This is a genomic window from Peteryoungia desertarenae (genome assembly GCF_005860795.2).
Classification (GTDB): Bacteria; Pseudomonadota; Alphaproteobacteria; order Rhizobiales; family Rhizobiaceae; genus Allorhizobium; species Allorhizobium desertarenae.
This window is the reverse complement of record NZ_CP058350.1, coordinates 299,697-325,051: the sequence shown is the minus strand read 5'-3', so window position 1 is coordinate 325,051 and position 25,355 is coordinate 299,697. Positions and strand designations below refer to the sequence as shown.

Genomic DNA, 25,355 nt, shown 5'->3' with positions numbered 1-25,355 from the left:
AATACAGGCCATGCCAACCGGACGCGACGGGACATGGGGAACACGGAGGTTTTTCCGGTTTCACTCCGTGGCCAACGAAACGGCAGACGAGCCCCTTAACCGTCTGGTCTGTATTCGCTCCAACTCCCCGCCCCAAGGAAAACCTGCGTTCCGCCGACGCAGGTTTTTCTTTACGGGTTGTCGACGGGGAAGTTTTCAGCGAACAGGCCAGACCATGAGCAATGTCGGAACTGAGACGACCACAATCAGCAGCGATAGCGGGAAGCCGAGCCGCGCATAGTCGGAGAAACGATAGCCACCTGGCCCCATGACCAGTGTATTGCACTGATGACCGATCGGGGTGAGGAAATCACAACCGGCGCCTATGGCGACAGCCATCAGGAAGGCTTCCGGTTTGTAGCCCAGCCCCGCCGCGAAGCTTGCTGCGATGGGCGCCATCACCAAAACGGTTGCGGCATTGTTGAGGAAGGGCGTAACTGCCATGGCAGTGACAAGGATCAGTGCCAGAGCACCCCACTCCGGCATGCCGCCGGCGACCGCGTTGAGCCAGGTTGCGATAACGTCACTGGCACCTGAGGTCCTGAGCGTGTCCGCCACAGGGATCAATGCGGCCAGCATGACCAGTATCGGCCCATCGATGGAACGATAGACCTCGTTGATCGGTATGACACCCGTTGCCACCATTGCCAGGGCCGCAGCGAAGAAGGCGATCGCAACCGGCACCAGTTCGAGGGCAGATGAGCCCATGGCGATGAAGAGAATGATCAAAGGCAGGAAGATGTTGCGGCTCGTGCCCAGCAGGATTTCGCGTTCTGCCAGCGGCAGACAACCTAACTCTGTCAGAATAGCGGGCATCCGCTGGCGAAGCCCCTGAAGAAGAACGACATCACCGGAGCGGAGAGTGAGTTCGTTCAGGCGCTCGCGAATACGCTTCCCCTGCCGGCTGACGGCCACGAGACTGACGCCGTAGGTGTGCACAAGCTCGAGACTGCGCGCCGTCTGGCCAATGAGAGGCGAATTGCGGCCAATCACGGCCTCAACGGATGCGACGTCGCCTTTTTTCCTGCGCTCTGGCGCCTCATTGCCTGAAAGCGACAGGTTGCCCTGCGAGACAATCCGATCCAGGGGTTCTGATTGTCCCTCAAGGAGCAGAGTGTCGCCTTCCTTCAGTACCACGTCGGGAAAGGGTGCAAGTCTTGTCTCGCTTCTCAGAATTGCCGTTGCCACAACCTCACCGGACGCGATCTGCTGTATGTCATGCAGTGTCTTGCCGATGAATGGCGATTGCTTCGCCAGGGTTGCCTCTGTCGCAAAGCTCGACGCCTCAAGCGCCTCCTGAACGGATGGATTGGGGTTCTCCCTTATGGGTACCAGCCAATAGAAAGCGATCAGGAAGAGGATGCCCGTGACGGCCAGCGTCGCTCCCACCGGGGTGAAATCGAACATCGTGAAGCTTTGGCCGGTGATTTCCTCGCGCAGCTTTGAAACGGCAATGTTGGGAGAGGTGCCAATCTGGGTCATCAGGCCGCCCAAAAGTGCGCCAAATGCCATGGGCATGAGGAAGATCGAGGCCGAGACATGGGAGCGGCGGGCGAACTGGAAAGCGACCGGCATCATGATCGCCAGCGCTCCAATGTTCTTGATGAAGGCTGACAGGACCGTCACCGTCAGAACCAGAAGGAGCATCTGTCCCCTGACAGATTGCATGCTCGGAAAGAACCGCTTGATGGCGAGATCGACGACTCCGGAACGAGCGACGCCTGCGCTTACGACGAGAGCGCTGCCGACGATGATGACGAGATCATCGGCAAAGCCTGAAAAGGCTTTGCCTGCTGGTACAAGGCCCAGTCCAACGGCTGTCACGAGCGCGATGCATGCGACAAGATCGTAGCGTATGCGTTCCCATAGAAACAGGGCCATCATGCCGCCAATGACGCCGAAGGCTAGGATCTGCTCGTAGGTCATGGGGCTCCGGAGACGCAGGCGGGAAACCTGACAAGGACTATTCGCTCGCAACAAGTCTTGCAAGGCAGCTCCGGTTCCCTATGCCCCCTTGGAAACGCAACTCCCGCAAATCGAGGAGAACCTATTTTTCGATCAGTGTGCTGAATGCTTCTGGGCGCGATCGCGTTCCCGTTTTCGCCTGGCAAGCATGTTCAGCGCGTCGACCAAAGCCGAAAACGCCATGGCAGCATAGATGTAACCTTTCGGAACATGGAACCCCATGCCTTCAGCGATCAGCGTGGTTCCAATCATCAGGAGGAAGCCAAGTGCCAGCATGACGATCGTAGGGTTCCGTTCGATGAAGTTGGCCAGCGGTGTTGCGGCCAGAAGCATTACGGTGACAGCAACGACAACGGCTATGACCATGATTGGCAGATGTGGTGTCATGCCGACGGCGGTGATGATGCTGTCTATAGAGAATACCAGATCGAGCAAAAGAATCTGTCCGATGGCGCTGGCAAAGGTATTGGTCGCGGACGAGGCGATGAAATCCTCTTCATGATCCAGCGGATCCACATTGTGGTGAATCTCCTTCGTAGCCTTCCAGACGAGGAAAAGGCCACCGGCAAGAAGGATCAGGTCCTTCCATGAATACCCGTGACCGAACACTTCGAAAACGGGCTCGGTCAACTGTACGATCCAGGCAACCGTACCCAGCAGCGCCAGTCGCATGACAAGCGCAAGACCAATGCCGATCCGTCTGGCCTTTTCCCGCGATTCCGGTGGCAACTTGTTCGTCAGGATCGAAATGAAGATCAGATTATCAATTCCTAAAACGACCTCCATCACGATCAAGGTGATGAGGGCGATCCAGGCGGTGGGGTCTTGTAGGAGTAGAAATATCTCGCTCATGTCCGTCTTCCGTGCTCAGAAAATGCAAGGGACTGACGAATGACATGAGCGGCTCAACCGCTGTTGGCAAGAAAGGAATTTTTTCAACTAAGGGGAACAAAACGGCGCTTCAACGCGCCGTTGCAATCACGCTGGGCCGACCTGGTTCTTGGGCCCGTAAAAGCTCATGAACATCCTTACACCACAGTCAACGACACGCTCGATCTCGGCATCGTCCGGTCGTATGGGAAAATCGTTGAACAGGCGCCTCTTGAAGAAGCCAGCCGCCGACATGTCAATGAACTGACGCGCCGCGAGATCGGTGTCTTCCACCACCAATTCACCTCGTTCGGCAGCAGCCTCGATATAGTCCTGCAGCAAGACCTTTATATTGGTAGGCGACGAGGCAAAAAAGCGCTGACAGAGCGTTGGCATCCGGTCTAGCACGCCTAGAAGTATCCGCATGGTCGGGATCATCTCTGTGTCGAGAATGAAGCGTGCATAGACCATACCGTAGCTACGCAAGCCCTCTTCCACAGTTTTGCTGTCAGCCAGGATCTGGCGAATTGCCTCGTCGAACATCAACTTTTCCCGCTCGACAAGTGCGCCAAACAGGTCTTCCTTACTCTGGAAATAGACGTAAATCGTGCCCTTGGAGACACCTGCCTCACGTGTCACGTCATTCATGCTGGCAGCGTCGAAACCGAGACGCAGGAATACGCGTTTTGCGCCGTCCAGGATTTGTCCGCGCTTGGACGGGTCGGCGCCAGCCGCAAATCGTCCGGTCGGCTGCTGTGCCGCAGGGTTGCAGGGATTGTCCTCTATTGCCTTCTTCAGTTCACGGGGCATGGCTTGCTCGATCGATAAGTCGGGATCTGCGGAATTATTCTCACAGAAGCTGCTACAGGCCCTTGATATGGGGGATTTTCAGGTCTATGTCAAATCGAACCGAACGGTTTAGTTCGATGATGCCCTACTCCTGACATCCATGGTTGTTCCCATGCCCGCGCCCAAATCCATTCAGCCACGCAACAATCAATTCGCCGAAACTGACGCTGAGCTTCCTGCCGAGACGCTGACAGTCTCGAAGGTCACGGATGGTCATGCCGAGAGTGCCGCCCCACGGCAGGCAAATCCGAGCAAACGCCGCTCTCCGGTCCTGCCCGTCCTTGCACTTGCACTTCTCGCCGGTGCCGGCTGGTACGGCTACGAGTGGTGGACGAATGGACGTTTCATGGTGTCGACGGAAGATGCCTATATAGAGGCGAGAAAAAGAGGTACGTACATCAGATTTCTGATTTACGTACCTCAGGCACTGGTGTAGGACAGGCGCCGGAGGAGAGAATGAAGCCGACCGTCCACGATATTGCGAGCCGCGCGGGCGTCAGCCTTGCCACCGTCGACCGCGTCTTGAACCGGCGGCCGGGGGTCAGCGCGCGGACGCGAGAAAAGGTCGATCAGGCTGTCAGCGAGCTTGGTTTCGTCCGCGATGTGGCAGCTGCAAACCTCGCCAAGGGCCGCGTTTATCCGCTGACCTTCATCATTCCCTCGAACGACAATTCCTTCATGCGCGGCCTGCGGCTCGCCCTCGAAGAGGCCCGTGCGCGGGCGGGTGTCGAGCGCATCGCGATCCAACTGGTGGACGTGCCCGCTTTCGATGCTGCAGCGCTTGCCGCAGCGTTGAAAGACGCAGCGGCCGAAGAGCCGGCCGGTATCGCCTTCGTGGCTGTTGATGCTCCTGACGTGACCGAGGTCGCGGCAGAGATTTCACAGAGCGGCATTCCGCTGGTGACGCTGGTGTCTGATCTCTCCGGGGCGGCACGCGACCACTATGCCGGGATCGACAATGCGGCGGCGGGACGGACGGCTGCCAGCCTGCTTGGACGTTTCGCCGGAGGGCGTGCCGGCAAGGTGGCCGTGCTTGCCGGCTCCATGCTGGTGCGTGACCACCGCGAACGCTGCGATGCCTTCGCGGCTGCAATCGCCAGGGAATTCTCGTCGCTTGCCTTGCTGCCCGTTCTGGAGGGGAGGGACGATCCTGATGTCGTCGAGCGGCTGGTCGCAGACTTGTTCGCCGGTCGGGACGACATCGTGGCCCTTTACAGTCTCGGGGCGGGCAACCGCGGACTAGTGCGGGCGCTGCGGCGTCTGCCTGCTGGCCGCCGTCCCGTTGTCGTCGCGCACGAGTTGACGGAGACCATGCGCGAGGCCCTGACGGCCGGGCTGATCGACGCGGTGCTCAACCAGGATGCCGGCCATGAAGTGCGCAGTGCCATCCGCGTGCTGAAAGCCAAGGCCGATGGGCTGCCGGTCGTGGCAGACCAGGAGCGCATACGGATCGACATATTCTTGAAGGACAATCTGCCCTGAGAGGCAGAGGAATGGAGGACACCCATGTATCTCGGATTGGATCTCGGCACATCGAGCGTCAAGGCCATGCTGATCGACGGCGACCAAAAGGTGGTCGGCGTTGGTCATGCCGCGCTCACCGTGCAGCGGCCGCATCCCGGCTGGTCGGAGCAGGCCCCGGGCGACTGGCTCAGGGCGACGGAAGAGGCGGTTGCGGCACTGAAGGCCTCGCATCCGAAGGAACTTGCCGCCGTCAAAGGCATCGGTCTTTCCGGCCATATGCATGGCGCGACGCTGATCGACGCCAAGGACCAGGTGCTGCGGCCCTGCATTCTCTGGAACGACACGCGCAGCCATGCGGAAGCCGCAAGCCTCGATGCCGATCCGCGCTTCCGGGCTTTGACCGGCAACATCGTCTTCCCGGGCTTTACTGCGCCGAAGCTTGCCTGGGTGAAGAATAACGAGCCGGATACCTTCGCGAAGGTCGCCAAGGTGCTCTTGCCCAAGGATTTCCTGCGGCTCTGGCTGACCGGTGAATATCTCTCCGACATGTCGGACTCGGCCGGCACCAGCTGGCTCGATACGGGCAAGCGCGCCTGGTCGAGCGAATTGCTGGAGGCCACGGGTCTGACCGTCGAGCAGATGCCGGGCCTCGTCGAAGGCACGGATCGTGCGGGTATGCTACGCGCCGAGCTTGCGGAAAAATGGGGTCTTGGTTCGAATGTTGTCGTGGCCGGCGGGGCAGGGGACAATGCAGCCTCTGCCTGCGGCATGGGCACGGTCAAGGAAGGTCAGGCTTTCGTCTCGCTGGGGACGTCGGGTGTGCTCTTCGCAGCCAACGCCTCCTATCTGCCGAAGCCGGAAAGTGCCGTGCATGCCTTCTGCCATGCGCTGCCCAGGACCTGGCACCAGATGGGCGTCATCCTCTCGGCAACCGATGCGCTCAACTGGCATTCGACCGTGACCGGCAAGTCTGCGGGAGAACTGACCGGCGAACTCGGCGATGTGCTGAAGGCGCCGACCGGCGTCACGTTCCTTCCCTATCTCTCCGGCGAACGCACGCCACACAACGATGCGAAGATCCGGGGTGCCTTTATCGGCCTCGGTCATGAGAGCGATCGTGCCGTCCTGACCCAAGCCGTATTGGAAGGCGTCACCTTCGCCATCCGCGACAGCCTCGAAGCGCTGAAGTCGGCAGGCACGAAGATCTCCCGCGTTACGGCCATCGGCGGCGGCTCGCGCTCGCGCTACTGGCTGTCCTCGATCGCCACCGCGCTCGATATGCCGGTTGATATTCCGGCCGACGGCGATTTCGGCGCGGCCTTCGGGGCCGCCCGTCTGGGTCTGATCGCGGCGACAGGCGCCGATCCGCTGTCGGTCTGCACGGCGCCGGAGACGGCGGAGACGGTCGAGCCGGTGAAGGCGCTCAGCTCTGCTTACGAGGCAGCCTATGGCCGCTACCGAGCGGTTTATCCGGCGATCCGCTCCCTCAGCTGACGCCCCCTCATCCGCCTGCCGGCACCTTCTCCCCGCTGGGGAGAAGAGACAAGCGGCACGCGCCGACATTCTCCTCTCCCCACCGGGGAGAGGGCAGGGTGAGGGGGAGCCCCACCCAGTGCCATCACAATTTGACCAAAACACACCAAGGAGAAACACCCATGTCGACAGGCTTTTTCGGCAATATCCAGAAGATCAAATATGAAGGTCCAGACAGCACCAATCCGCTGGCCTTCCGCCACTACAACCCGGACGAAGTCGTCCTCGGCAAGCGCATGGAAGACCATCTGCGCTTTGCGATTGCCTATTGGCACACCTTTGTCTGGCCGGGCACGGACCCGTTCGGCGGCAATACCTTCGAACGTCCCTGGTTCAAGGACACGATGGATGCGGCGAAGATGAAGGCGGATGTGGCCTTCGAATTCTTCCAGCTGCTCGGCACGCCCTATTACTGCTTCCACGATGCCGATGTTCGCCCCGAGGGCAACAGCTTCGCTGAGAACACCAAGAACCTGAACGAGATCGTCGACTACTTCGCCAAGAAGCAGGAAGAGACCGGCGTCAAACTGCTCTGGGGTACCGCCAACCTCTTCTCGCATCGCCGTTACATGTCGGGTGCCGCCACCAATCCGGATCCGGATGTCTTTGCCTTTGCAGCTGCAACCGTGAAGACCTGCATCGACGCGACCAAGCGTCTGGGCGGCGAGAATTACGTTCTGTGGGGCGGCCGCGAAGGCTATGAGACGCTGCTCAACACCGACCTCAAGAAGGAAATGGACCAGATGGGCCGCTTCCTCAACCTCGTCGTCGAATACAAGCACAGAATAGGCTTCAAGGGCACGATCCTGATCGAGCCGAAGCCGCAGGAGCCGTCGAAGCATCAGTATGACTATGACGTCGCGACCGTCTATGGCTTCCTCAAGGCCTATGGCCTTGAGAAGGAAGTGAAGGTCAATATCGAGCAGGGCCATGCGATCCTCGCCGGCCACTCCTTCGAGCACGAGCTGGCGCTCGCAAACGCTCTGGGGATTTTCGGCTCCATCGACATGAACCGCAACGACTACCAGTCCGGCTGGGATACCGACCAGTTCCCGAACAATGTGCCGGAAATGGCGCTGGCCTATTACCAGGTCCTGTCCGGCGGCGGCTTCACCACCGGCGGCACCAATTTCGACGCCAAGCTGCGCCGCCAGTCGCTGGACGCCGAAGACCTGCTGATCGGCCATATCGGCGGCATGGATTGCTGCGCCCGTGGTCTGAAGGCAGCTGCCAAGATGATCGAGGACAAGGCGCTCTCGGCTCCGCTCAACAGCCGTTATGCAGGCTGGGACAAGGCCGAGAACCAGAAGATGCTGCGCGGCGAGGAAAGCCTCGATGCGATTGCAGCCCGCGTCGAAGCCCAGAACGTCAACCCGCAGCCGGTTTCCGGCAAGCAGGAACTCCTCGAAAACGTGGTCAACCGCTACGTTTGATCCTTCTGTTGGACGCTATCAGAGGGCCGGGGCGCGCAAGCGTCCCGGCCTTTCGCATTCCTGCACGGCCGTCATCCTCGGGCTTGTCCCGAGGATCTACCAAGGGTGGTCGCGGTTTGGACGGTTCAGGAATGCCGGGCGGGCGCAGCGGTCGCCCGAAGAGTCGAGTTTCTGGCAGGCGGCAGTAGATCCTCGGGACTTCGCCCGAGGATGACGGCGGTGAAAGGACGTTGCCCTCCAGGCTACCATCACCCGATCGCGGTAATCTCCAATTCCTGATCGCCGACCGTCACCACATCGCCCACGGCCTTGCCCATCAACCGGCTGGCCACCGGCGAGACAAACGATATCGAACCCGTCTTGGGGTCGGCCTCATCTTCCCCGACGATGCGGTAGGTCTGGACGCGACCATCGTCGCGCTCGAAGGTGACCGTGCTGCCAAAGGCGACCACAGCATTGCTCTGCGGGGGCGGGATGACCTGGGCGGTGCGGATGCGCTCCGTCAGATATTTGAGGTCACGATAGGGTACTGCCGACTGGCGGCGGCGTTCGTTGATGTCCTCGACCGCTTGTGCTGCCAGATAGGCGACGCGCGCCTCTTCCGCCTGGACTTCGAGACGCTTCAAGCCTTCCGCCGTCACGAGGTTCGGATGGGGCGAGATCGGGCGGTCCGGCAGATGGGTTTCTGCTGCGGTTTCCGAACTCTCTTCCTTGGTGAAGGCGACACTCATGGGGGCATTCCGATCGCTGTTGGAGCCTACATTACTGGATGATTCAGCTTCAACACTAACACAAATGCTTGTGATTTGGCTCTCAGTGGCGGGGCCAATCCCGTTGATCAGCCATCATCGTGAAACCGAGTGCTCCCAGCAGCCAGCTGGATGCGGTGTTATGTGAATAGATGTGGTTTGTTTCCTGCAACGTTGCAGTTTTTCGGTTTCGGAGTCTTCACCGCGCCGTTCGATTGTTCTAAACCGCATTCGATCAACCAGTGGCGGCCCTTTCGCCCTGATATGACGAAGGATGTGTTTGATGATCGACCCCAAGACTCTCGCTTCGCGCTTTCCCGGTGATTTCCTTTTCGGTGTGGCCACCGCCTCCTTCCAGATCGAAGGGGCCTCGAAGGCCGATGGCCGCAAACCTTCGATCTGGGATGCGTTTTCCAACATGCCGGGCCGGGTCTTCGGGCGGCACAATGGCGATATGGCCTGCGATCATTACAACCGCTGGGAAAGCGATCTCGACCTGATCAAGGAGATGGGCGTTGCCGGCTATCGCTTCTCGATTGCCTGGCCGCGCATCATCCCCGAGGGAACCGGCCCGATCAACGAGAAGGGTCTCGATTTCTACGACAGACTGGTCGACGGGCTGAAGGCACGCGGCATCAAGGCCTATGCGACGCTGTACCACTGGGATCTGCCGCTTTCCCTTATGGGCGATGGCGGCTGGACGGCGCGCTCCACGGCGCAGGCCTTCCAGCGCTACACCCGCGTGGTGATGGAGCGACTCGGCGACCGGCTGGATGCTGTCGCGACCTTCAACGAGCCCTGGTGCTCGGTCTGGCTCAGCCATCTCTACGGTGTGCATGCGCCGGGCGAGCGCAGCATGGATGCGGCCCTTCATGCGCTGCATTACACGAACCTTGCGCATGGTCTGTCGGTTCAGGCGATCCGCGAAGTGGCGCCCAATGTCCCTGTCGGTCTGGTGCTGAATGCGCATGAGACGCTGCCGGGTTCCGACAGCGCTGAAGACCGTGCCGCGGCCGAGCGGGCGCATCAGTTCCACAACGGTGTCTTCTTCGATCCGGTGTTCAAGGGGCAGTACCCCGCCGAGTTTCTTTCGGCGCTCGGCCATCGCATGCCGAAAATCGAGGAGGGCGATCTCGCCATCATCAGCCAGAAGCTCGACTGGTGGGGTCTCAACTACTACACGCCGATGCGCGTGGCCGACGATCCGACGCCGGGTGCCGAATTCCCCGCCACAGTGGGCGCGCCGCCAATCTCCAAGGTCAAGACCGATATCGGCTGGGAGGTCTATGCGCCTGCCCTGAAGTCGCTCGTCGAGCGGCTCTATGCCCGCTACGATCTGCCGGTCTGCTACATCACCGAGAACGGCGCCTGCTACAACATGGAGGTCGAGGGCGGTGAAGTCGAGGACCAGCCACGGCTGGACTACTATGCCGAACATCTCGACAAGGTCGCCGATCTGATCGCCGAGGGCTATCCGATGCAGGGATATTTCGCCTGGTCGCTGATGGACAATTTCGAATGGGCCGAGGGCTACAGGATGCGCTTCGGCCTCGTGCATGTCGATTACGACACCCAGGTCCGCACCATCAAGAAGAGCGGCAAGTGGTATCGCGATCTGGCCTCGGAATTCCCCAAGGGCAATCATGGACAGGCGCTCTGATCGCTGAAAGTTGAGTTTTCGATAGAGGTTCGCTTAACCTGCCATCTGTAATGACGGTCTTCTCATGGAGGATTTCGCATGGCGATGGGATGTGTCGGTTGTCAGGACGGAAAGTCGTTCGATGTTGCGTTCTCGATGGCATTTCAGCCGATCGTGAATCTGGAGAACGGCGATGTCTTTGCCTATGAAGCGCTGGTGCGGGGGCCAGAAGGTGAAGGCGCATCCACTATCCTTTCTCAAGTGGATGAGACCAACAGATATGCCTTCGATCAACGTTGTCGGGTCAGGGCGATCGAACTGGCGGCGCAGTTGATGCCGCCGTATTCTTCGGCAAAACTCTCCATCAATTTCATGCCGAATGCGGTTTATGAGCCGAGGGCCTGCATCAAGCTGACCCTCGCCACCGCCAAGCGGGTGGGTTTCCCGCTGGAGCGTATCATCTTCGAATTTACCGAAGGCGAACAGACAGAGCCGGAACACCTTCTGTCGATCCTGCGCACCTATCAGGATATGGGGTTCAAGACGGCCATCGATGATTTCGGAGCGGGCCATTCGGGTTTGAACCTTCTTGCGCGGTTCCAGCCGGATCTGGTCAAGCTTGACATGGATCTCATTCGCGGTTTGGACGTCGACCGGCCAAAGCGGATTGTTGTCCAGCATACTGTTGCGATGCTGAAGGATCTTGGCGTCACCGTGATTGGCGAGGGTGTCGAAAGCGAAGGTGAGCGGGACCTCCTGCATTCGCTCGGTGTCGAATTGCAGCAGGGCTATCTCTTCGCCCGTCCGAGCTTCGAAGCTTTCGTCTCGTCTGATTACTGATGACTTCGTTTCTGCAACTTATCCCAGCTTGACCAGTTTCATGTTTTCCCTGGCATGGCGTGCATCGAAGTCGGAACGCGACTTCTGGATCTGGTCGTGATTGGTAAAGACCCAACCGCCTAGAGCCCGTATTGGTTCTCCGAATGAACGACCGAGATCGGTCAAGGCATATTCGACGCGCGGGGGGACCGTGGGATGTACGGTTCGTTCCACAAGCCCGTCGCGTTCCAGAGCCCTCAGGGTCAGGGTCAGCATACGTTGAGATATGCCAACCACCATGCGCTTCAGGTCGCTGAAGCGTTGAGGGCCGCCACTCAACATGATGATGACAAGCACCGTCCATTTGTCGCCGAGCCGCGACAGCATTTCGCCGACGGTCGGACACTTGGTCGGGTCGAAGTTTTCGCACATCGTGCTGCCGGGCTTGGCTTTTCTATCAGACATGGGCGGTATCAAAAATGTGCCTTCTTGTGACCTGCGATTCAGTTACATATGTAGGCCTGGTTACGAATAGTTACCATGTTGGTCACGACTAGCCAAGTCCTCCCGCTTTCGGTCGTGGCCTATAACAACTCAGGAAGATCAAAGATGTCCCCATTGATTGAAAAGCTCAACTGGCGCTACGCGACCAAGAAGATGGATCCAACAAAGGCCGTGCCGGAAGACAAGGTGGAGCGGATTGTCGAAGCTGCACGTCTGGCTCCCACGTCGAGCGGATTGCAGCCCTTCGAGGTGATCGTGGTTACCAATCCCGAGGTTCGGGCGAAGATCCAGGAAATTGCCTGGAACCAGGCTCAGGTCACTGAGGGCTCGCATCTCCTGGTGTTTGCCGCCTGGGACAATTACACCGACGACCGCATCAACATGATGTTCGACCTGGTGAACAAGGAGCGTGGTTTCACCAATGAGGGCTGGGAAAACTATCGCAAGATGCTGCTCAACACCTATCCGGGTCGCGACGCGCAGGTAAACTTCGAGCATGCTGCTCGCCAGGCCTATATCGGCTTTGGCATGTCGGTTGCAGCCGCAGCATTTGAAGGTGTCGATACGACTCCCATGGAAGGCTTCGATCCAGCGAAGCTCGATGAGATTCTTGGTCTCCGGGAGCGCGGTCTGCGTTCTGTGACCATCCTTCCGCTCGGCTATCGTGCCGCTGATGGCGATTGGCTGGTGAATCTCAAGAAGGTCCGACGCGCGCCGGAGGAATTCGTCAGTTTCGTGCGTTAAGGAAAAGCCTGGTCGCATTTTGGTGCTTTGCAGGATTGAGGGTCTCCGGGGCTTTCCGGGGACCCTCAATCATTTGCGTCACAGGGAACCCTCGGCGCTCACAGGGCTTAACCTTCCTGAAAGGAGAGATCCCATGTTGAAGACCGATACCTGGCTTAAAATCATTTCGAGTATGATGATCAATGCCGTCGTATTCGGAGTTGGGGCGATTGTCGTATTGTCCATTCCGGCTCTGGCGGAGCATGCCATCTACCTCATCCCGGCTGTTGTTGTGATTAGCTTTGTCGTCGCTCCTATCCTGTCTTTCTATGTCGCGCCCCGCATGAGACTGAAATACTGGGGCGAACGTCGCTGGAAGAAAGGCGACAGCATCTCGGGTTGATGGTCTGGCTATGAGCGCTTGCGAGCTATCCAGATAACGTGGCGTGCGCCACTGCGCTTGGTGCTTGCGCGCACGTTCAAGGCTTGCGCCTCAAAGCCACTCTGCGTCAGTCTGCGGGTAAAGGCTCCATCTGGACCCGATGACCATACGGCAACAACGCCGCCGGGGCGAAGCGCCTTGAGCGTTGCAGTGAGGCCGGCGTGATCATAGAGCCTTTCATTCGAGGCTCGGGTAAGGCCGTCCGGGCCATTGTCGACATCCAGCAGAATTGCATCCAGTCCGGCGTTGGTTGCGGCAATCACGGCGGCTACATCGCCGATCTTGATCTCGACTCGGGGATCATCCAGACATCCCTTGAAGATTTCGGCCATTGGGCCTCGTGCCCATTCAACCACCTGCGGCACGAGTTCGGCCACGATGATGTGCGCATCTTCCGGGAAAACGGAGAGGGCGGACCTCAAGGTGAAGCCCATGCCTAGTCCGCCAATCAGGATCTTCGGCTTTTTACGCTCGCTGATTTTTTCATGAGTAAGTGTCGCGAGCGCTTCTTCCGATCCGCTGAGGCGGCTGTTCATCAATTCGTTTGCGCCAAGCATGATGGAAAATTCCTGGCCCCGTTGTTTCAGGCGCAGCTCACCGCCACCGCCCGGTATCTGTGCCCGATCAATCTCTATCCATGGAAGCATAGCTGCGGCCTTTCCTAGGGTATCTTTTGCGTTGATGGCTTTAGCCATGCGCGCCTCCCATGCAATGGCTTTTGGCGCGATTTCACCATTCCGACTATGGAGTTTCGAAGGCTTCCTTGCCGGACTGACGAATTTCTGACGCAGAGGTCTGAACGACATCAGCAATTTGCTGCAGCTGTCGGGCAAGTGGGCTTGTCTTCCTCCACACCATGCCAATGGTGCGCGAGGGTTGCGGGTCTTCAAAACGCGCAACGGATACAGGCGCTGAACCCGTTTCGACGGGAACCGCGATCTCCGGGATGAGGGTGACACCAATACCGGCACCAACCATCTGGACAAGTGTGGTCAGCGAGCTGCCGTCCAGGATCTCACGGGGGCGGGCGGAGCCCATATGGCAGAAGGAAAGAGCCTGATCACGGAAGCAATGCCCTTCCTCCAGCAACAAGAGGCGCATTTCGCGCAGACGCTCGCGCCCTGGAATTGGCTTGCCCTCATCCTCCAGCGGTCGGACAAGGACAAAGCTTTCCTCAAACAAAGGAAGTTCCGTCAGCGATGGCTCTGACACGGGCAACGCAACGATTGCCGTATCCAGTTTTCCCTCTGCCAGTTCCTGAAGCAATTTCGGCGTGACTGTTTCGCGCACATTGATATCGAGTGTCGCATTCATGCGGGTCAGCCGAGGGATCATGCGCGGGAGCAGATAAGGTGCAATTGTGGGGATGATACCGATGCGCAAGCGTCCAACGAGCTGATGCTGCGATGCCTTGGCAAAATCCACAAGTTCATCGACAGATCGCAGTATCTCCTGTGCCCTCTCGGCAAACTGTTCGCCGAAGCTGCTCAGCTTGATATGCCGGGCACCACGTTCGAAGAGCTCGACGCCCAGCGCCTCTTCCAACTCCTTGATCTGAACCGATAGTGCCGGTTGGGAGATTGCGCAGGCATCAGCCGCGCGTCCAAAATGGCCATGGCGAGCAAGGGCATCAAAGTAGCGCAACTGACGCAGCGTGAGATTTGCCATAATTTTTTCCTATCGAAGCCATCAGTAAATACTACTTACACTAATGCTTCCGCTTTGCTACAGCAGATCCAGACGGAAGAGGAAGATGATGAGGAAGTCGGGCAGGGCGTCCACCGGTCGACGCCCGATTACGACATTTTTCTGATGAATGACTCTGACAGATTGGGCCTCGCAATTCGAGAGGCTGATGACAAACAAAGCTCTGATGGGAGACGAAGATGGACGGAAATGTGAAAAACAGCGGCAAATGTCCTGTGATGCACGGTTCGAACACCGCGACGGGCACGACCGTCATGGCGTGGTGGCCGAACGCGCTGAACCTCGACATTTTGCACCAGCACGACAAAAAGTCCGACCCGATGGGCAAGGACTTCAACTATCGCGAAGCAGTCAAGCAGCTTGATGTTGCGGCGCTGAAAGCGGACATGAAGGCGTTGCTGCGTGACAGTCAGGAATGGTGGCCGGCAGACTGGGGCCATTATGGCGGTCTGATGATCCGTCTCGCCTGGCATTCGGCTGGTTCCTATCGTCTCGCCGACGGTCGTGGCGGCGGTGGCAGCGGCAATATCCGTTTCGCACCCCTCAATTCTTGGCCGGACAATGCCAGCCTCGACAAGGCCCGCCGTCTGCTGTGGCCGCTCAAAAAGAAGTACGGCAACAAGATCTCCTGGGCTGACCTTATCCTTTATGCCGGAACCGTTGCCTATGAAGATATGGGTCTCAAGATCTACGGTTTTGCCTTTGGTCGTCCGGATATCTGGGGTCCCGAAAAGGATGTCTACTGGGGTGCCGAGAAGGAATGGCTCGCACCTTCCGACAACCGCTATGAAGACGTGACCAAGCCGAACACCATGGAAAACCCGCTTGCCGCCGTGCAGATGGGTCTTATCTATGTCAATCCGGAAGGCGTAAACGGCAAGCCGGACCCGATGGCAACTGCCGCGCAGGTCCGCGAGACCTTCGCCCGCATGGCGATGAACGATGAAGAAACCGCCGCGCTGACAGCTGGTGGTCACACCGTCGGCAAGGCGCATGGCAATGGCGACGCGGCGAAGCTTGGACCGGAGCCGGAAGCCGGCGATATCGCCAATCAGGGCTTTGGCTGGATGAACCCGAACCAGAACGGCAAGGCAAGCCTTGCTGTTACCTCGGGTATCGAAGGCGCCTGGACGACCAATCCGACCGTGTTCGACATGGGCTATTTCGAACTGCTGTTCGGCTATGAATGGGAACTGACCCGCAGCCCTGCCGGCGCACAGCAGTGGCAGCCGGTTGGCATCAAGGAAGAGCATATGCCGGTCGATGCTTCCGACCCCTCGGTTCGCCGCATGCCGATGATGACCGATGCCGATATGGCGATGAAGGTCGATCCGAAGTACCGCGCCATCTGCGAGAAGTTCATGGCCGATCCGGCTTACTTCCAGGACACCTTTGCTCGCGCCTGGTTCAAGCTGACCCATCGTGATCTTGGTCCGCGCATCCGCTACATCGGTCCAGAATCGCCGACTGAAGACTTGATCTGGCAGGATCCTATCCCGGCTGGTCCGCGCAACTATGATGTTGGGGCCCTCAAGTCCAAGATCGCAGCCTCTGGTTTGAGCATTTCCGAAATGGTCGCAACCGCCTGGGACAGCGCCCGCACCTATCGCCAGTCAGACATGCGCGGTGGTGCAAACGGTGCTCGCATCCGCCTTGCTCCGCAGAAGGATTGGGAAGGCAATGAGCCAGCTCGTCTTGCCAAGGTGCTGTCGGTTCTTGAGCCTCTTGCGGCAGAGTTTGGCGCAAGCGTGGCCGATGCCATCGTGCTGGCTGGCAATGTCGGTATCGAGACGGCTGCCACGGCTGCCGGTTATTCCGTAGAAGTTCCGTTCGCTGCCGGTCGCGGCGATGCCAGGGCGGACCAGACCGATGCCGAAAGCTTCGCACCGCTCGAGCCGCTGGCGGACGGTTTCCGCAACTGGGCCAAGAAAGACTATGTGGTGAGCCCGGAAGAGATGCTGCTCGACCGTGCCCAGCTCATGGGTCTGACCGGTCCGGAAATGACGGTACTGCTCGGTGGCCTGCGTGTTCTCGGTGCCAATTACGGTGGTAGCAAACATGGTGTCTTTACGGATCGCGAGGGACAGCTGACGAATGACTTCTTCGTCAACCTGACCGACATGGGCTTCACCTGGAAGCCGACCGGCAAGAACACCTATGACATCTGCGACCGCAAGACCGGGGCAGCGAAATTCACCGCAACCCGTGCCGATCTTGTGTTCGGTTCGAATTCGATCCTGCGTTCCTATGCAGAAGTCTATGCACAGGACGATAACCACGAGAAGTTCGTGAAGGATTTCGTGGCTGCCTGGACGAAGGTGATGAATGCCGATCGCTTTGACCTGAACTAAACGTCAGGCGCGCCAACCATGCAGAAGGCCCCGACCGCAACAGCGGCGGGGCCTTTTTCAATGCTGTCAGCCAAGGAACAGAGGCCGTTTGTCCCCGATATAGCTCAGGTCTGCCATCAATCCTTACGAGCCAGATCCGCATCCTTATCCTTGACCGGGTCGCGCGCATCGCCCGGCTTGGCGCCTTCGTTGCGATGGGCTTCGGGGCCGGCGGAGATCACGCCATGATCCTTGAACTCTTCCTTTTCAGGCTTGCGAACGTCCGCTTCGTTTTTTTCATTCATCTGAAGACCTCCTTGATTTCAACGGAGGAAACGGGCCTTTCGCGGAGATGTTCCAGCATGACGAAAGGCAACAAATGACAAACTGAGGGCTTCAGGCCGTTAAATCATGACTATTGGGAAACGTGCCCGACCTGAGAGATAGGTGACGTTTTGTACCGGAGACATGGGTAACACTTTTCGCTTTTGGCGGGAGGTGTTGATGCCGTGGAGAGAGACTTCGGTTATGGAAGAACGTCTTCGCTTTGTCGCCCGATTACTGGAGGGTGAAGGAATGAGCGAGGTGTGCCGGGATTTCGGCATATCGCGCAAGACCGGCTACAAGATATTCAATCGCTACAAGGACGATGGGCTTGAAGCTCTGACGGACCGATCCCGGCGTCCGGTGCGCTACGCCAACCAACTCCCCGATCCTGTCGAGGCCATGATCGTGCGCCTCAAAAAGGAGAAGCCGCACTGGGGCGCACGCAAAATCCGTGAACTGCTGGTGAAGAAACTCGCCGGTGACGTCCGTATTCCGGCCAACAGCACCGTGCATGCGGTGCTCGACCGCCATGGCCTTGTGCGCCAGGCCCGCAAGAGGAACCGGGCAAACAAGGCCATGGGCACCATGCTGTCTGAGGCCGTCAATGCAAACGATCTGTGGTGCGCCGACTTCAAGGGCGAGTTCAAGCTCGGGAATGGTCGTTATTGTTACCCTCTGACCGTAACCGATCAGGCATCACGCTATCTATTGGCTTGCGAAGCCTTCGAATCGACACGCGAACAGGCCGTGATCGAAGCCTTTCGCCGCCTGTTTGCCGAACATGGCCTGCCTCAGGCGATACGCTCGGACAACGGGCTACCGTTCGCTTCACCAAACGGGCTCTACAATCTGTCGAAGCTGTCGGTCTTCTGGTTGAGGCTTGGGATTGTGATCGAGCGCATCAAACCCGGCCATCCCCAGCAGAACGGTCGGCATGAGCGAATGCATCTGACATTGAAGAAGGAGGCAACGAGACCGCCCGAACGTAACCTGTTTCAGCAACAGGTGCGCTTCGATGCATTCCTCAGCGAATTCAATGGTGAAAGGCCACATGAGGCGATCGGCATGAAAGTGCCTGCCGACCTCTATACCGCCTCTTCGCGACCCTACCTCGGCCTGCCGGAAATCGATTATCCCTTCCATGATCGCGACATCATCATCACCAATTGCGGACGCGCCTGCCTCTATCGAAAGAAGATCAACATCTCGACCGTGCTGGCAGGGCAGAAACTGGGATTAAAGGAGGTGGAAGACGGCATTTGGCTCGTCAGCTTCATGCACTATGATCTGGGATATATCGACCTGGAACAGAGAACGCTGCAAACCATCGACAAGCCTCGTCGCGCACGAGATTGTCACCTATGTCTTAGGTACAAACTGTTACCTATGTCTTCGGTTCGGACAACGGTAGAAGTGGCGCACCCGACAGGCGACAACATCCTGTTTTTGCTATCTTTATTGAAACCCTGGCCTTGAATTTTCATAACTATTGCCGGAAAGGTTGAGATGGTTAACCATAGTGGCAACCGTCAAGGCTATGAAAAAGGTTATGAAGGATGGCGAGACACAAGCTAACCGATTCCAAGATCCGGGCACTGAGTAAGCCCGGAATCTACAGCGATGGTGATGGCCTTTATCTTCGCGTTCAATCAACGGGAAGCCGCTCCTGGGTTTTCATTTGGAAGAGGTACGGCAGCCGGCGAGAGATTGGCCTTGGCCCGTTCGGTTCCGGTTCTGGTCATGTGTCGTTGGCCGCCGCCCGGGCGAAGGCGGAGGAGGCCCGGCAGATCGTCGGTCAAGGTGGAGACCCTAAAACGGATCTTGCCGAGAGAAAGGCCGCACTGCAGACCGCGACCTTTGGCAGCGTCGCTGATGAGTACCGCGCGACCATGGCCCCGAAGTGGAAGAGCGACAAAACAGTCGCCAAGTGGAAACGGTTCGCTGAGACCCATGCAAAGGCAATTCGGAAGGTTCCGGTCGCGGATGTTTCGACAGATGACGTTCTTAAGGTGATCCGCCCGCTATGGTCAGATAAGCCCGAGACAGCCGGCAACATCCGAGAATGTGTGAAGCTTGTTCTGGACCATGCAAAAGCCCGAGGACTCCGAACCGGCGACAACCCGGCAGAGTGGAAAGGGCACCTTGATCAGATTCTTCCGCCACCCAAGAAGCTCGTTCGCGGGCATCATGCGGCTATGCCGTTTGCCGAGATCAGTGAGTTTTTCACTCGCCTAGCAACAATTGGGGGAGTTGGCGCAAGGGCGCTGGAGTTCACCATCCTGACAGCCGTGCGATCTGGAGAGACCCGAGGTGCGACCTGGGAGGAAATCGACCTTGAGGGAAAGGTTTGGACTATACCAGCTATACGCATGAAGGGAGGCAAGGAGCACCGGGTTCCCCTATCGCCCCGCGCTATCGCGCTGCTGACAGAAATGCGAGCCAGACAAATCAACGATCTTGTGTTTCCGGGCGCAAAGGGACATTCGCCGTTATCTGATATGACGCTAGCCAAGGCCCTAAAGGCTGCTGGAGGTACTGGTTACACCGTTCACGGATTCAGATCGACGTTTCGCGATTGGGCCGCCGAAGCGACGAATTTTCAGCGGGAAGTGGCAGAAGCAGCTTTAGCGCATGCCGTTGGTGATGCAGTCGAGCGAGCGTACAGGCGAGGCGACGCGCTGGAGAAAAGGCGACAGCTTATGGAAGCATGGGAAGGTTACGTGCTGGGCAAAGCCGCGTCGGTCACGAAAATACGCGCGGTTGTAAACGAGAAATAAAATTCAGCCTGTGGATAACTTTTGCCTTAAGCGAGCCGAATCATGGAGTTGGCTAAGGAATGGCGACTATGCCAGATTTTGATGATTTTGCGACTTAGCGAGAGAATTTGCATTTAATGCGCAATTCCACCTGAAAGTATAAAGTTTGCAACTTTAGAAAAACGAAAAAAAATCTATAAATTTACCTTGTTCACAGAAAACGAGGTAGTCGAAATGCCAAGTAAGAAATCTAATCTGAATAGTAAGTCGCCCCTGATATCTCTAAATGATGCTTGCGAACTTACCAGCCTGAGCCGCACCGCTATCAATACTCTCCGGTCGGCTGGGCGATTTCCTGCAGCTTTGCAGATCTCCGACAAGAGGATTGCATTCGTCCGCACCGAGGTGGAGGCGTGGATAGAGGCCCGCATCTCGGCCCGGGCGCGGCGTGCGGAGCTTGCCTGATGAACGCCGTCGCCAGCGAGGATAGAGACGCCCTCGCCGTACAAGGTGTTGAAGGTATCCGCGAGACCGTGGGTGACATGCTCAAACTCGCAGAGGAGTTTGCAGAGCAGCTCAGGAAGGCGAGGAAGACGGACCGCGCGATAACCGATCGTCGGCGGTTGGATTTTACCTCACGGTTGCACCGGTTCACCTACGATCGCGGCGTTTACTTTCTGTACGCCGGAACAAATCAGCCGATCGCCCGCAAGCTGTTGGTCGACATGATATTCGATCGGATCGATCAGAGCGATCTGATCATGCAAACCCGAAATCACAAGCAACTGATGAACGCCGTTACTGCAGTCTGTGAAGGACTCCGCAGCGCCTTGGCCCTTGTCGATCAACTTGAGAAAGTTACCCTGGAGGACTGCGAATGACCGAGATTGTAAACCTCACCGACATCCACATCGAGTCCAAAGTCGAAGCTGCAGTGCGCAAGCACGTTGCACAGGGGCTTATTCCGTCCAGAGCAACCAAAGAGGACTTGAGCCTCATAGCGGAAGGAATTTGGAAGGAAATGAACCCTGTACTTCAGGAGCAGGCAGCGCTCGCATTTATCCAGAATGTGGCGAAGTGTTTTCTTGGGGAGAAGATAGCGAAAGTTCTGTGGGATCACGGACTCGGCTGGGACGTCAACGCTGAGACAATTCACAAGGCGGCAGAGCGGCTTAGGATAGAGCGAGAGTCAGCAAGTGATTGCCTTCAGTCCTATCGCGAAGCGCTCTTTCAGGCCACGACCGAAGACCTTTCGAATTTCGCGTCGTTCGGCCGCTTCGCCCCATTGTTGCTGGGAATGCCGGAAGGCACGACTCTCCAAGAAGCGGCTACAGTGAAGCTTGCCCGACGCGACAAGCTCGCCATGGCATTCTTTGCCGGCAGGCCCGTCTAACGCTCGCCTCATAAAAAAGCGCCCTTCGAAATGGGCGCAAGCTTCATCACATTAACAACGAAGGATGGAGCCTCACGATGAAAAGTTAAGCAGATGAGGGGCAGATGGCCAGATTCTCAAAAGTGAGCGCGAATTTCTGGCGGTCGAGGCGTGTTGCAGCGCTGTCTAACGATGACCGGCTTTGCCTCTTGTATTGCATCACGGCTGAGCACCAAACCAGCGTTGGAGCCGCTCGCATTCCAACGAAGTACGCCGCAGCCGACCTGGCCTGGACCGAAGAGGCCTTTGAGGCATCGGTCACGAGCCTGGTCGACGCCGGCCTCTTGCTCAGAGATCCGGAGACCCTGGAAATCTTTGTGACGGGATGGTTCCGGCACAACGCCCCGCAAAACCCGAACCACGCAAGCGGAATGGTTAAGGCCATCTCCGAGATATCGAGCGACGCGATCCGAGAAGCCGTTGAGGCAGAGTTTGAGACCGTCAACCGCGTTCCGGCACCGACACCGAAGCGATCGAAACGGCCCTCGAACAACGACAGCGACCACATCGATTTCTAACCGTTTCGAATGGTTTGGATACCGTTTCCTAACCCTTCGAAACGGTATCGCAAAGAAGAAGAAGAGAAAGACAAAGAAGAAGACGCCATTCGCGCAACCTTGGCGACACCTTCAATCAACATATGAGGAATCTTTAATGAACAATAATCTTTACCCCAGTGAATCCGTAACCATCCGCGTGGGAGCAGTCAGACAGACCGCGATCAAGCTGGATCTGAATGGCGTGCAATTTGAATACCCGCACAAGCCGCTCGAAGTATGGGCTGTTACGATCACAAGCGGCACAGCACAGGTGATCATTGAAAGCGTTCACGCGAATGAGGAAGACGCGGTTGACCACGCAAAGCGCCTGGAAGCGAAAGTCGATCGTTTGGGGAGGCTGCAATGAGCCCTGAAATCAGCATCACCCACGTTTCCCTGCTGGCTTGTGCCTGGACGGATCAAGGCAGAATGTCTGCCACCATTTTGGAAAAGCCCCTGGGTATCTGGCAGATCCGCGCGCGTGGCGATTTGGTCGACATGGTCACAGATCTAGAGCACGCAATGGACCGTGCACAAGACATCGCGGCTGAGCTTGGCCCGTCATCGATCAGCGTGAACTACGAGGTCACCCACGACGGGCTTGCGGGAGAGGAGGAGGCCCCCGGGAGCTAGGTTCTTCCCCAGCGTCAAGCCGACCGCGGGGGCTGAGCAGCGCACGATTTGAGCGTTCTCGGTCATTTTTGTTTTCGATTACCGTTTCGCTTTGAAAGGAGCAACCAATGCAAGTGAAGACCACCGAACAAAAAATCTATGTGGCCACCGGCAAGGAGATGGCCGCGATGCTGGGAGTCAGCCCGCGCCGGCTTCAGCAGCTTGTTTCCGAAGGGGCCGTATCAGGCAAAATCGGCCGCAATCAGTTCAACGTCTCGGACGTCGTGGTGACGTTTCGCGAGCATATTCGCCAAAAGTGAGCGACGAACAAAGGGGGCCGCGCCCCCCCTTACGTTGTGCCTGGTGATTGGCCGGCTGAAAAGATCGGGCATTTGATCGCTATATGGTTTCACGCCGCCGAAGCTGGTCTGTTGCGCCGGTGCAAGTTGGCTATTTACACTATGGATTAGATCGCGGCTCACCCGGAGAATGTCATTTGCCCACGCTTGTCAGCGAGTCGGGTGGAGCCGGGCTACAGCGTATAGAATGCGGGACATGGCCTTGGCGAACATTACCATGGGACCGACAACGGAAGGCACAGGATATGGAGGGCATTGATTTGGCACAACTTCCCCAGATGATGCTTTCCGATCGGCTTCTAGCTCGACGCATTCAGCGCAGCATCTGGCTCAACGACGTTCTGATCCCAGTCGAAGGCGCTGATTACGCTCTAGGGCGGTATGTCGATCATCTGGTAGAACTCACCGACGACGAAGTTTTCAGATTATCCTTGGCAAGCTCGACAACGCTGGTCGAGTACAATGGGCGATATCTGGCTCTCTGCACACGCCACCAACTTAAAGGCCGGAAGCTAGAAGAGATTGGTCTGATCATCAAAAATGGGCAGAACGTGATAACATCTGGCGGACAGACGCACTTTCCAGAAGGCAACATCTCCGACGCATTGGACTTAGCTGCCTTCGACTTCACCGCGCCCTGCATGGCCGGTGTTATCGAGAAGCGACGCTTTTTCCCGCTGCGTGAGGCTCCTCCGATATGCCCGGCAGACGCAATCGCGTTCGTCATTTGCGCAGGCTTCCCTTATGACGCCCAGCGCTACGAACTCGATGAAAGCCATATCGGCTCAACCAAGATGTTGGCCGTATGTGAGCCAGAGAGCGATAGCCACGATCCGGCTTTGCTGAAATTGAAGCCGGTCGAGCCGCTTCCGGTCAAACCGGATGGAATGAGTGGCGGATCGGCCTTTGCGTGCATCATTGTGGGGAACGAAGCTAGTGCTTTTTTTGCCGGGATCATCACGCGTGCGAGCCAGCAGGCCGTTCATATCGTCAAGGCTGGCTTCGTCTTGGAGTTTCTCGACATGATTGAACGTGTCAAGACGGGCAAAAATGGCAATGCGTTGTGAATTGAAATTTTCCACCTTTGGGGATATATCCTAGGCATGAGTTTCTCGATTTACATACAGTTTTTGTTGTTTCAACCGCGACTGATCGGGCCAAGCATATGACGTACGAGCCTAAGAAGGCAGCACAGCTTATCGCCTACCTGATCCATAAATCGGGACGTGACCGGCTGAACGTCCTCAAAGCGATCAAGCTTGTCTATCTGGTCGATCGAGAGAGTATCAAGCGCTTTGGCTTTCCTGTGCTCGATGAGAAGCGTTGCTCAATGCCTCATGGCCCCGTGAATTCCATGACCTACAGCTACGTGGCAGGTGACTACGATGCCGACGCAGCGGGTTGGTCGAACTATCTGCGGGACCGCGAAAATCACATGATTGCACTTGCTGCCGAAAACATCGATCCCGCCGAACTCGATGAGCTAAGCGAGGCCGATATCGAGTGCGCGGATGCTGTGTGGCAGCAGTTTGGGCAAATGAACCAGTGGGAGCTGCGGGACTGGACCCACGATCCCAGGAACGTGCCAGAATGGGAAGACCCGAACGGAGGATCGACGATCATCCCCTTGCAACGGATCATGCATGCGGTCGGCGTGCGGGATGCGGAGCAGTTCGATCAGGCCGCGAAGGACATTCGACAAATCGACGCGGCCTTCAGGGCCGCGCGGGTGCATTGATTGGTCCCCCGTGCGGGGACATTGCTGATCCCGTCCGGGCCATCACACGACGAAGGCAAGCGCCATCTCCACGTCGTATTGACCGATCCCTGCGCTGACGGTAATCAGCTTATTGTTCCCATCACCTCATGGACTAACGCGCTTTGCGATGACGCGTGCATCGTTGATGCTCACGAGCATGAGTGGCTTCGGCACAAGTCCTATGTTCTCTACCGCAAATCGCGGATCGAGGCCGCACAGACTCTCGATAACGGCGTCAACAGCGGCCTATTCGAGCCACGCGGCCAAATGAACGCGCAGACCTTTCTGCGGATAAAAAACGGGGTATGCAGGAGCAAGCAGACGCCGCGCAAAATCAAGATGTATGCGGCCTGTCCCGCTGATCGTCCCGTTGAACAGTAGCAACGCCGACGATGCTGCAGCGGACGTCTTCGAGTGGGACCCTCAGGGCCAACCACCTGCAATTTGGGTTGATCCAAAATCTACGCATGACAGAGTACCGTCACCATTGACCGTGCCCAATATG

General features: G+C 57.7%; 26 protein-coding genes and 2 pseudogenes. 20 read left to right on the top strand and 8 right to left on the bottom strand.

Annotated features, from left to right (window positions below; genetic code table 11):
* Positions 1-195: 195 nt before the first annotated feature.
* The 3 genes from FE840_RS01550 to FE840_RS01540 all read right to left on the bottom strand — a co-directional run bounded on the left by FE840_RS01550 (position 196) and on the right by FE840_RS01540 (position 3,684).
* The gene (locus FE840_RS01550) at positions 196-1,965 is read right to left on the bottom strand and encodes an SLC13 family permease (RefSeq protein WP_138288423.1); all 1,770 of its coding nucleotides are present in this window, start codon (positions 1,963-1,965) and stop codon (positions 196-198) included.
* Between the two features lie 132 nt (positions 1,966-2,097).
* Entirely contained in the window at positions 2,098-2,856 is a 759-nt protein-coding gene (locus FE840_RS01545; protein WP_138288422.1) for a TerC family protein, read from the bottom strand.
* Positions 2,857-2,982: 126 nt separating this feature from the next.
* Positions 2,983-3,684: a TetR/AcrR family transcriptional regulator gene (locus tag FE840_RS01540; RefSeq protein ID WP_138288421.1), complete on the bottom strand. Its 702-nt coding sequence runs from the start codon at positions 3,682-3,684 to the stop codon at positions 2,983-2,985.
* 151 nt (positions 3,685-3,835) lie between these two features.
* Between FE840_RS01540 and FE840_RS20825 the strand changes: the two are divergent.
* The 4 genes and pseudogenes from FE840_RS20825 to xylA form a co-directional block, all read left to right on the top strand.
* Positions 3,836-4,099, top strand: a pseudogene (locus FE840_RS20825) (hypothetical protein); the annotation flags it as partial.
* A gap of 80 nt (positions 4,100-4,179) precedes the next feature.
* Complete coding sequence (locus FE840_RS01530; protein WP_138288420.1) at positions 4,180-5,205, top strand: LacI family DNA-binding transcriptional regulator; 1,026 nt, start codon at positions 4,180-4,182, stop codon at positions 5,203-5,205.
* A 24-nt stretch (positions 5,206-5,229) separates the two neighbouring features.
* Positions 5,230-6,681: a xylulokinase gene (gene xylB, locus FE840_RS01525; protein ID WP_138288419.1), complete on the top strand. Its 1,452-nt coding sequence runs from the start codon at positions 5,230-5,232 to the stop codon at positions 6,679-6,681.
* 161 nt (positions 6,682-6,842) lie between these two features.
* Positions 6,843-8,153: a xylose isomerase gene (xylA, locus tag FE840_RS01520; protein ID WP_138288418.1), complete on the top strand. Its 1,311-nt coding sequence runs from the start codon at positions 6,843-6,845 to the stop codon at positions 8,151-8,153.
* Between the two features lie 248 nt (positions 8,154-8,401).
* Here the strand turns inward: xylA and greA are convergent, their stop codons facing one another.
* On the bottom strand, positions 8,402-8,884 hold the full coding sequence (gene greA, locus FE840_RS01515) for a transcription elongation factor GreA (RefSeq protein ID WP_138288417.1): 483 nt from the start codon (positions 8,882-8,884) through the stop codon (positions 8,402-8,404).
* A gap of 301 nt (positions 8,885-9,185) precedes the next feature.
* On the opposite strand from greA, the gene FE840_RS01510 reads away from it, so the two are divergent.
* Complete coding sequence (locus tag FE840_RS01510) at positions 9,186-10,562, top strand: GH1 family beta-glucosidase (protein ID WP_138288416.1); 1,377 nt, start codon at positions 9,186-9,188, stop codon at positions 10,560-10,562.
* Between the two features lie 78 nt (positions 10,563-10,640).
* Positions 10,641-11,381: an EAL domain-containing protein gene (locus FE840_RS01505; RefSeq protein WP_138288415.1), complete on the top strand. Its 741-nt coding sequence runs from the start codon at positions 10,641-10,643 to the stop codon at positions 11,379-11,381.
* Positions 11,382-11,399: 18 nt separating this feature from the next.
* On the opposite strand, the gene FE840_RS01500 is transcribed toward FE840_RS01505, so the two are convergent.
* Complete coding sequence (locus tag FE840_RS01500; protein ID WP_425502155.1) at positions 11,400-11,825, bottom strand: winged helix-turn-helix transcriptional regulator; 426 nt, start codon at positions 11,823-11,825, stop codon at positions 11,400-11,402.
* Positions 11,826-11,969: 144 nt separating this feature from the next.
* Between FE840_RS01500 and FE840_RS01495 the strand changes: the two genes are divergently transcribed.
* Both FE840_RS01495 and FE840_RS01490 read left to right on the top strand, forming a co-directional pair.
* The gene (locus tag FE840_RS01495; RefSeq protein ID WP_138288414.1) at positions 11,970-12,608 is read left to right on the top strand and encodes an NAD(P)H-dependent oxidoreductase; all 639 of its coding nucleotides are present in this window, start codon (positions 11,970-11,972) and stop codon (positions 12,606-12,608) included.
* Between the two features lie 133 nt (positions 12,609-12,741).
* The gene (locus FE840_RS01490) at positions 12,742-12,990 is read left to right on the top strand and encodes a hypothetical protein (protein ID WP_171033761.1); all 249 of its coding nucleotides are present in this window, start codon (positions 12,742-12,744) and stop codon (positions 12,988-12,990) included.
* An 8-nt stretch (positions 12,991-12,998) separates the two neighbouring features.
* Here the strand turns inward: FE840_RS01490 and FE840_RS01485 are convergent, their stop codons facing one another.
* Together FE840_RS01485 and FE840_RS01480 are read right to left on the bottom strand one after the other, a co-directional pair.
* On the bottom strand, positions 12,999-13,676 hold the full coding sequence (locus FE840_RS01485) for a spermidine synthase (protein ID WP_138288614.1): 678 nt from the start codon (positions 13,674-13,676) through the stop codon (positions 12,999-13,001).
* A gap of 94 nt (positions 13,677-13,770) precedes the next feature.
* Positions 13,771-14,697 (bottom strand): LysR substrate-binding domain-containing protein, encoded by a 927-nt coding sequence (locus FE840_RS01480; RefSeq protein ID WP_138288413.1) that lies wholly within the window; start codon positions 14,695-14,697, stop codon positions 13,771-13,773.
* A gap of 218 nt (positions 14,698-14,915) precedes the next feature.
* Between FE840_RS01480 and katG the strand changes: the two genes are divergently transcribed.
* Complete coding sequence (gene katG / locus FE840_RS01475) at positions 14,916-17,087, top strand: catalase/peroxidase HPI (protein WP_138288412.1); 2,172 nt, start codon at positions 14,916-14,918, stop codon at positions 17,085-17,087.
* A gap of 116 nt (positions 17,088-17,203) precedes the next feature.
* Here katG and FE840_RS01470 read toward each other — a convergent pair whose 3' ends face one another.
* Complete coding sequence (locus tag FE840_RS01470) at positions 17,204-17,371, bottom strand: hypothetical protein (RefSeq protein WP_171033760.1); 168 nt, start codon at positions 17,369-17,371, stop codon at positions 17,204-17,206.
* A 199-nt stretch (positions 17,372-17,570) separates the two neighbouring features.
* Between FE840_RS01470 and FE840_RS01465 the strand changes: the two are divergent.
* The 11 genes and pseudogenes from FE840_RS01465 (at position 17,571) to FE840_RS01415 (ending at position 24,829) form a co-directional block, all read left to right on the top strand.
* Positions 17,571-18,763 (top strand): annotated as a pseudogene (locus FE840_RS01465) (IS481 family transposase).
* A gap of 186 nt (positions 18,764-18,949) precedes the next feature.
* Positions 18,950-20,170, top strand: a complete 1,221-nt coding sequence (locus tag FE840_RS01460) for a tyrosine-type recombinase/integrase (RefSeq protein WP_138288780.1) — start codon at positions 18,950-18,952, stop codon at positions 20,168-20,170.
* 213 nt (positions 20,171-20,383) lie between these two features.
* Positions 20,384-20,614, top strand: coding sequence for a helix-turn-helix transcriptional regulator (locus tag FE840_RS01455; protein WP_138288907.1), 231 nt, complete (start codon positions 20,384-20,386; stop codon positions 20,612-20,614).
* Positions 20,614-21,030: a hypothetical protein gene (locus tag FE840_RS01450; RefSeq protein ID WP_138288781.1), complete on the top strand. Its 417-nt coding sequence runs from the start codon at positions 20,614-20,616 to the stop codon at positions 21,028-21,030. Before FE840_RS01455 ends, FE840_RS01450 begins: the two co-directional genes overlap by 1 nt.
* Positions 21,027-21,542, top strand: coding sequence for a hypothetical protein (locus FE840_RS01445; protein ID WP_138288782.1), 516 nt, complete (start codon positions 21,027-21,029; stop codon positions 21,540-21,542). The genes FE840_RS01450 and FE840_RS01445 overlap by 4 nt, the downstream gene beginning before the upstream one ends.
* 104 nt (positions 21,543-21,646) lie before the next feature.
* The gene (locus tag FE840_RS01440; RefSeq protein WP_138288783.1) at positions 21,647-22,099 is read left to right on the top strand and encodes a hypothetical protein; all 453 of its coding nucleotides are present in this window, start codon (positions 21,647-21,649) and stop codon (positions 22,097-22,099) included.
* 136 nt (positions 22,100-22,235) lie between these two features.
* Positions 22,236-22,487 carry a hypothetical protein gene (locus FE840_RS01435; RefSeq protein ID WP_138288784.1) on the top strand — a complete coding sequence of 84 codons (252 nt, stop codon included), beginning with the start codon at positions 22,236-22,238 and terminating at the stop codon, positions 22,485-22,487.
* The gene (locus FE840_RS01430) at positions 22,484-22,753 is read left to right on the top strand and encodes a hypothetical protein (protein ID WP_138288785.1); all 270 of its coding nucleotides are present in this window, start codon (positions 22,484-22,486) and stop codon (positions 22,751-22,753) included. Before FE840_RS01435 ends, FE840_RS01430 begins: the two co-directional genes overlap by 4 nt.
* Positions 22,754-22,860: 107 nt before the next feature.
* Positions 22,861-23,052: a helix-turn-helix domain-containing protein gene (locus FE840_RS01425; protein ID WP_138288786.1), complete on the top strand. Its 192-nt coding sequence runs from the start codon at positions 22,861-22,863 to the stop codon at positions 23,050-23,052.
* A gap of 284 nt (positions 23,053-23,336) precedes the next feature.
* Complete coding sequence (locus tag FE840_RS01420; protein WP_138288787.1) at positions 23,337-24,158, top strand: hypothetical protein; 822 nt, start codon at positions 23,337-23,339, stop codon at positions 24,156-24,158.
* A gap of 98 nt (positions 24,159-24,256) precedes the next feature.
* Positions 24,257-24,829 (top strand): Panacea domain-containing protein, encoded by a 573-nt coding sequence (locus FE840_RS01415; RefSeq protein WP_138288908.1) that lies wholly within the window; start codon positions 24,257-24,259, stop codon positions 24,827-24,829.
* Positions 24,830-25,355 lie beyond the last annotated feature (526 nt).

Coding starts and splice junctions, on each gene's coding strand:
- FE840_RS01550 (WP_138288423.1), bottom strand. CDS start 1,965: ATGACCTACGAGCAGATCCTAGCCTTCGGCGTCATTGGCGGCATGATG.
- FE840_RS01545 (WP_138288422.1), bottom strand. CDS start 2,856: ATGAGCGAGATATTTCTACTCCTACAAGACCCCACCGCCTGGATCGCC.
- FE840_RS01540 (WP_138288421.1), bottom strand. CDS start 3,684: ATGCCCCGTGAACTGAAGAAGGCAATAGAGGACAATCCCTGCAACCCT.
- FE840_RS01530 (WP_138288420.1), top strand. CDS start 4,180: ATGAAGCCGACCGTCCACGATATTGCGAGCCGCGCGGGCGTCAGCCTT.
- xylB (WP_138288419.1), top strand. CDS start 5,230: ATGTATCTCGGATTGGATCTCGGCACATCGAGCGTCAAGGCCATGCTG.
- xylA (WP_138288418.1), top strand. CDS start 6,843: ATGTCGACAGGCTTTTTCGGCAATATCCAGAAGATCAAATATGAAGGT.
- greA (WP_138288417.1), bottom strand. CDS start 8,884: ATGAGTGTCGCCTTCACCAAGGAAGAGAGTTCGGAAACCGCAGCAGAA.
- FE840_RS01510 (WP_138288416.1), top strand. CDS start 9,186: ATGATCGACCCCAAGACTCTCGCTTCGCGCTTTCCCGGTGATTTCCTT.
- FE840_RS01505 (WP_138288415.1), top strand. CDS start 10,641: ATGGCGATGGGATGTGTCGGTTGTCAGGACGGAAAGTCGTTCGATGTT.
- FE840_RS01500 (WP_425502155.1), bottom strand. CDS start 11,825: ATGTCTGATAGAAAAGCCAAGCCCGGCAGCACGATGTGCGAAAACTTC.
- FE840_RS01495 (WP_138288414.1), top strand. CDS start 11,970: ATGTCCCCATTGATTGAAAAGCTCAACTGGCGCTACGCGACCAAGAAG.
- FE840_RS01490 (WP_171033761.1), top strand. CDS start 12,742: ATGTTGAAGACCGATACCTGGCTTAAAATCATTTCGAGTATGATGATC.
- FE840_RS01485 (WP_138288614.1), bottom strand. CDS start 13,676: ATGCTTCCATGGATAGAGATTGATCGGGCACAGATACCGGGCGGTGGC.
- FE840_RS01480 (WP_138288413.1), bottom strand. CDS start 14,697: ATGGCAAATCTCACGCTGCGTCAGTTGCGCTACTTTGATGCCCTTGCT.
- katG (WP_138288412.1), top strand. CDS start 14,916: ATGGACGGAAATGTGAAAAACAGCGGCAAATGTCCTGTGATGCACGGT.
- FE840_RS01470 (WP_171033760.1), bottom strand. CDS start 17,371: ATGAATGAAAAAAACGAAGCGGACGTTCGCAAGCCTGAAAAGGAAGAG.
- FE840_RS01460 (WP_138288780.1), top strand. CDS start 18,950: ATGGCGAGACACAAGCTAACCGATTCCAAGATCCGGGCACTGAGTAAG.
- FE840_RS01455 (WP_138288907.1), top strand. CDS start 20,384: ATGCCAAGTAAGAAATCTAATCTGAATAGTAAGTCGCCCCTGATATCT.
- FE840_RS01450 (WP_138288781.1), top strand. CDS start 20,614: ATGAACGCCGTCGCCAGCGAGGATAGAGACGCCCTCGCCGTACAAGGT.
- FE840_RS01445 (WP_138288782.1), top strand. CDS start 21,027: ATGACCGAGATTGTAAACCTCACCGACATCCACATCGAGTCCAAAGTC.
- FE840_RS01440 (WP_138288783.1), top strand. CDS start 21,647: ATGGCCAGATTCTCAAAAGTGAGCGCGAATTTCTGGCGGTCGAGGCGT.
- FE840_RS01435 (WP_138288784.1), top strand. CDS start 22,236: ATGAACAATAATCTTTACCCCAGTGAATCCGTAACCATCCGCGTGGGA.
- FE840_RS01430 (WP_138288785.1), top strand. CDS start 22,484: ATGAGCCCTGAAATCAGCATCACCCACGTTTCCCTGCTGGCTTGTGCC.
- FE840_RS01425 (WP_138288786.1), top strand. CDS start 22,861: ATGCAAGTGAAGACCACCGAACAAAAAATCTATGTGGCCACCGGCAAG.
- FE840_RS01420 (WP_138288787.1), top strand. CDS start 23,337: ATGGAGGGCATTGATTTGGCACAACTTCCCCAGATGATGCTTTCCGAT.
- FE840_RS01415 (WP_138288908.1), top strand. CDS start 24,257: ATGACGTACGAGCCTAAGAAGGCAGCACAGCTTATCGCCTACCTGATC.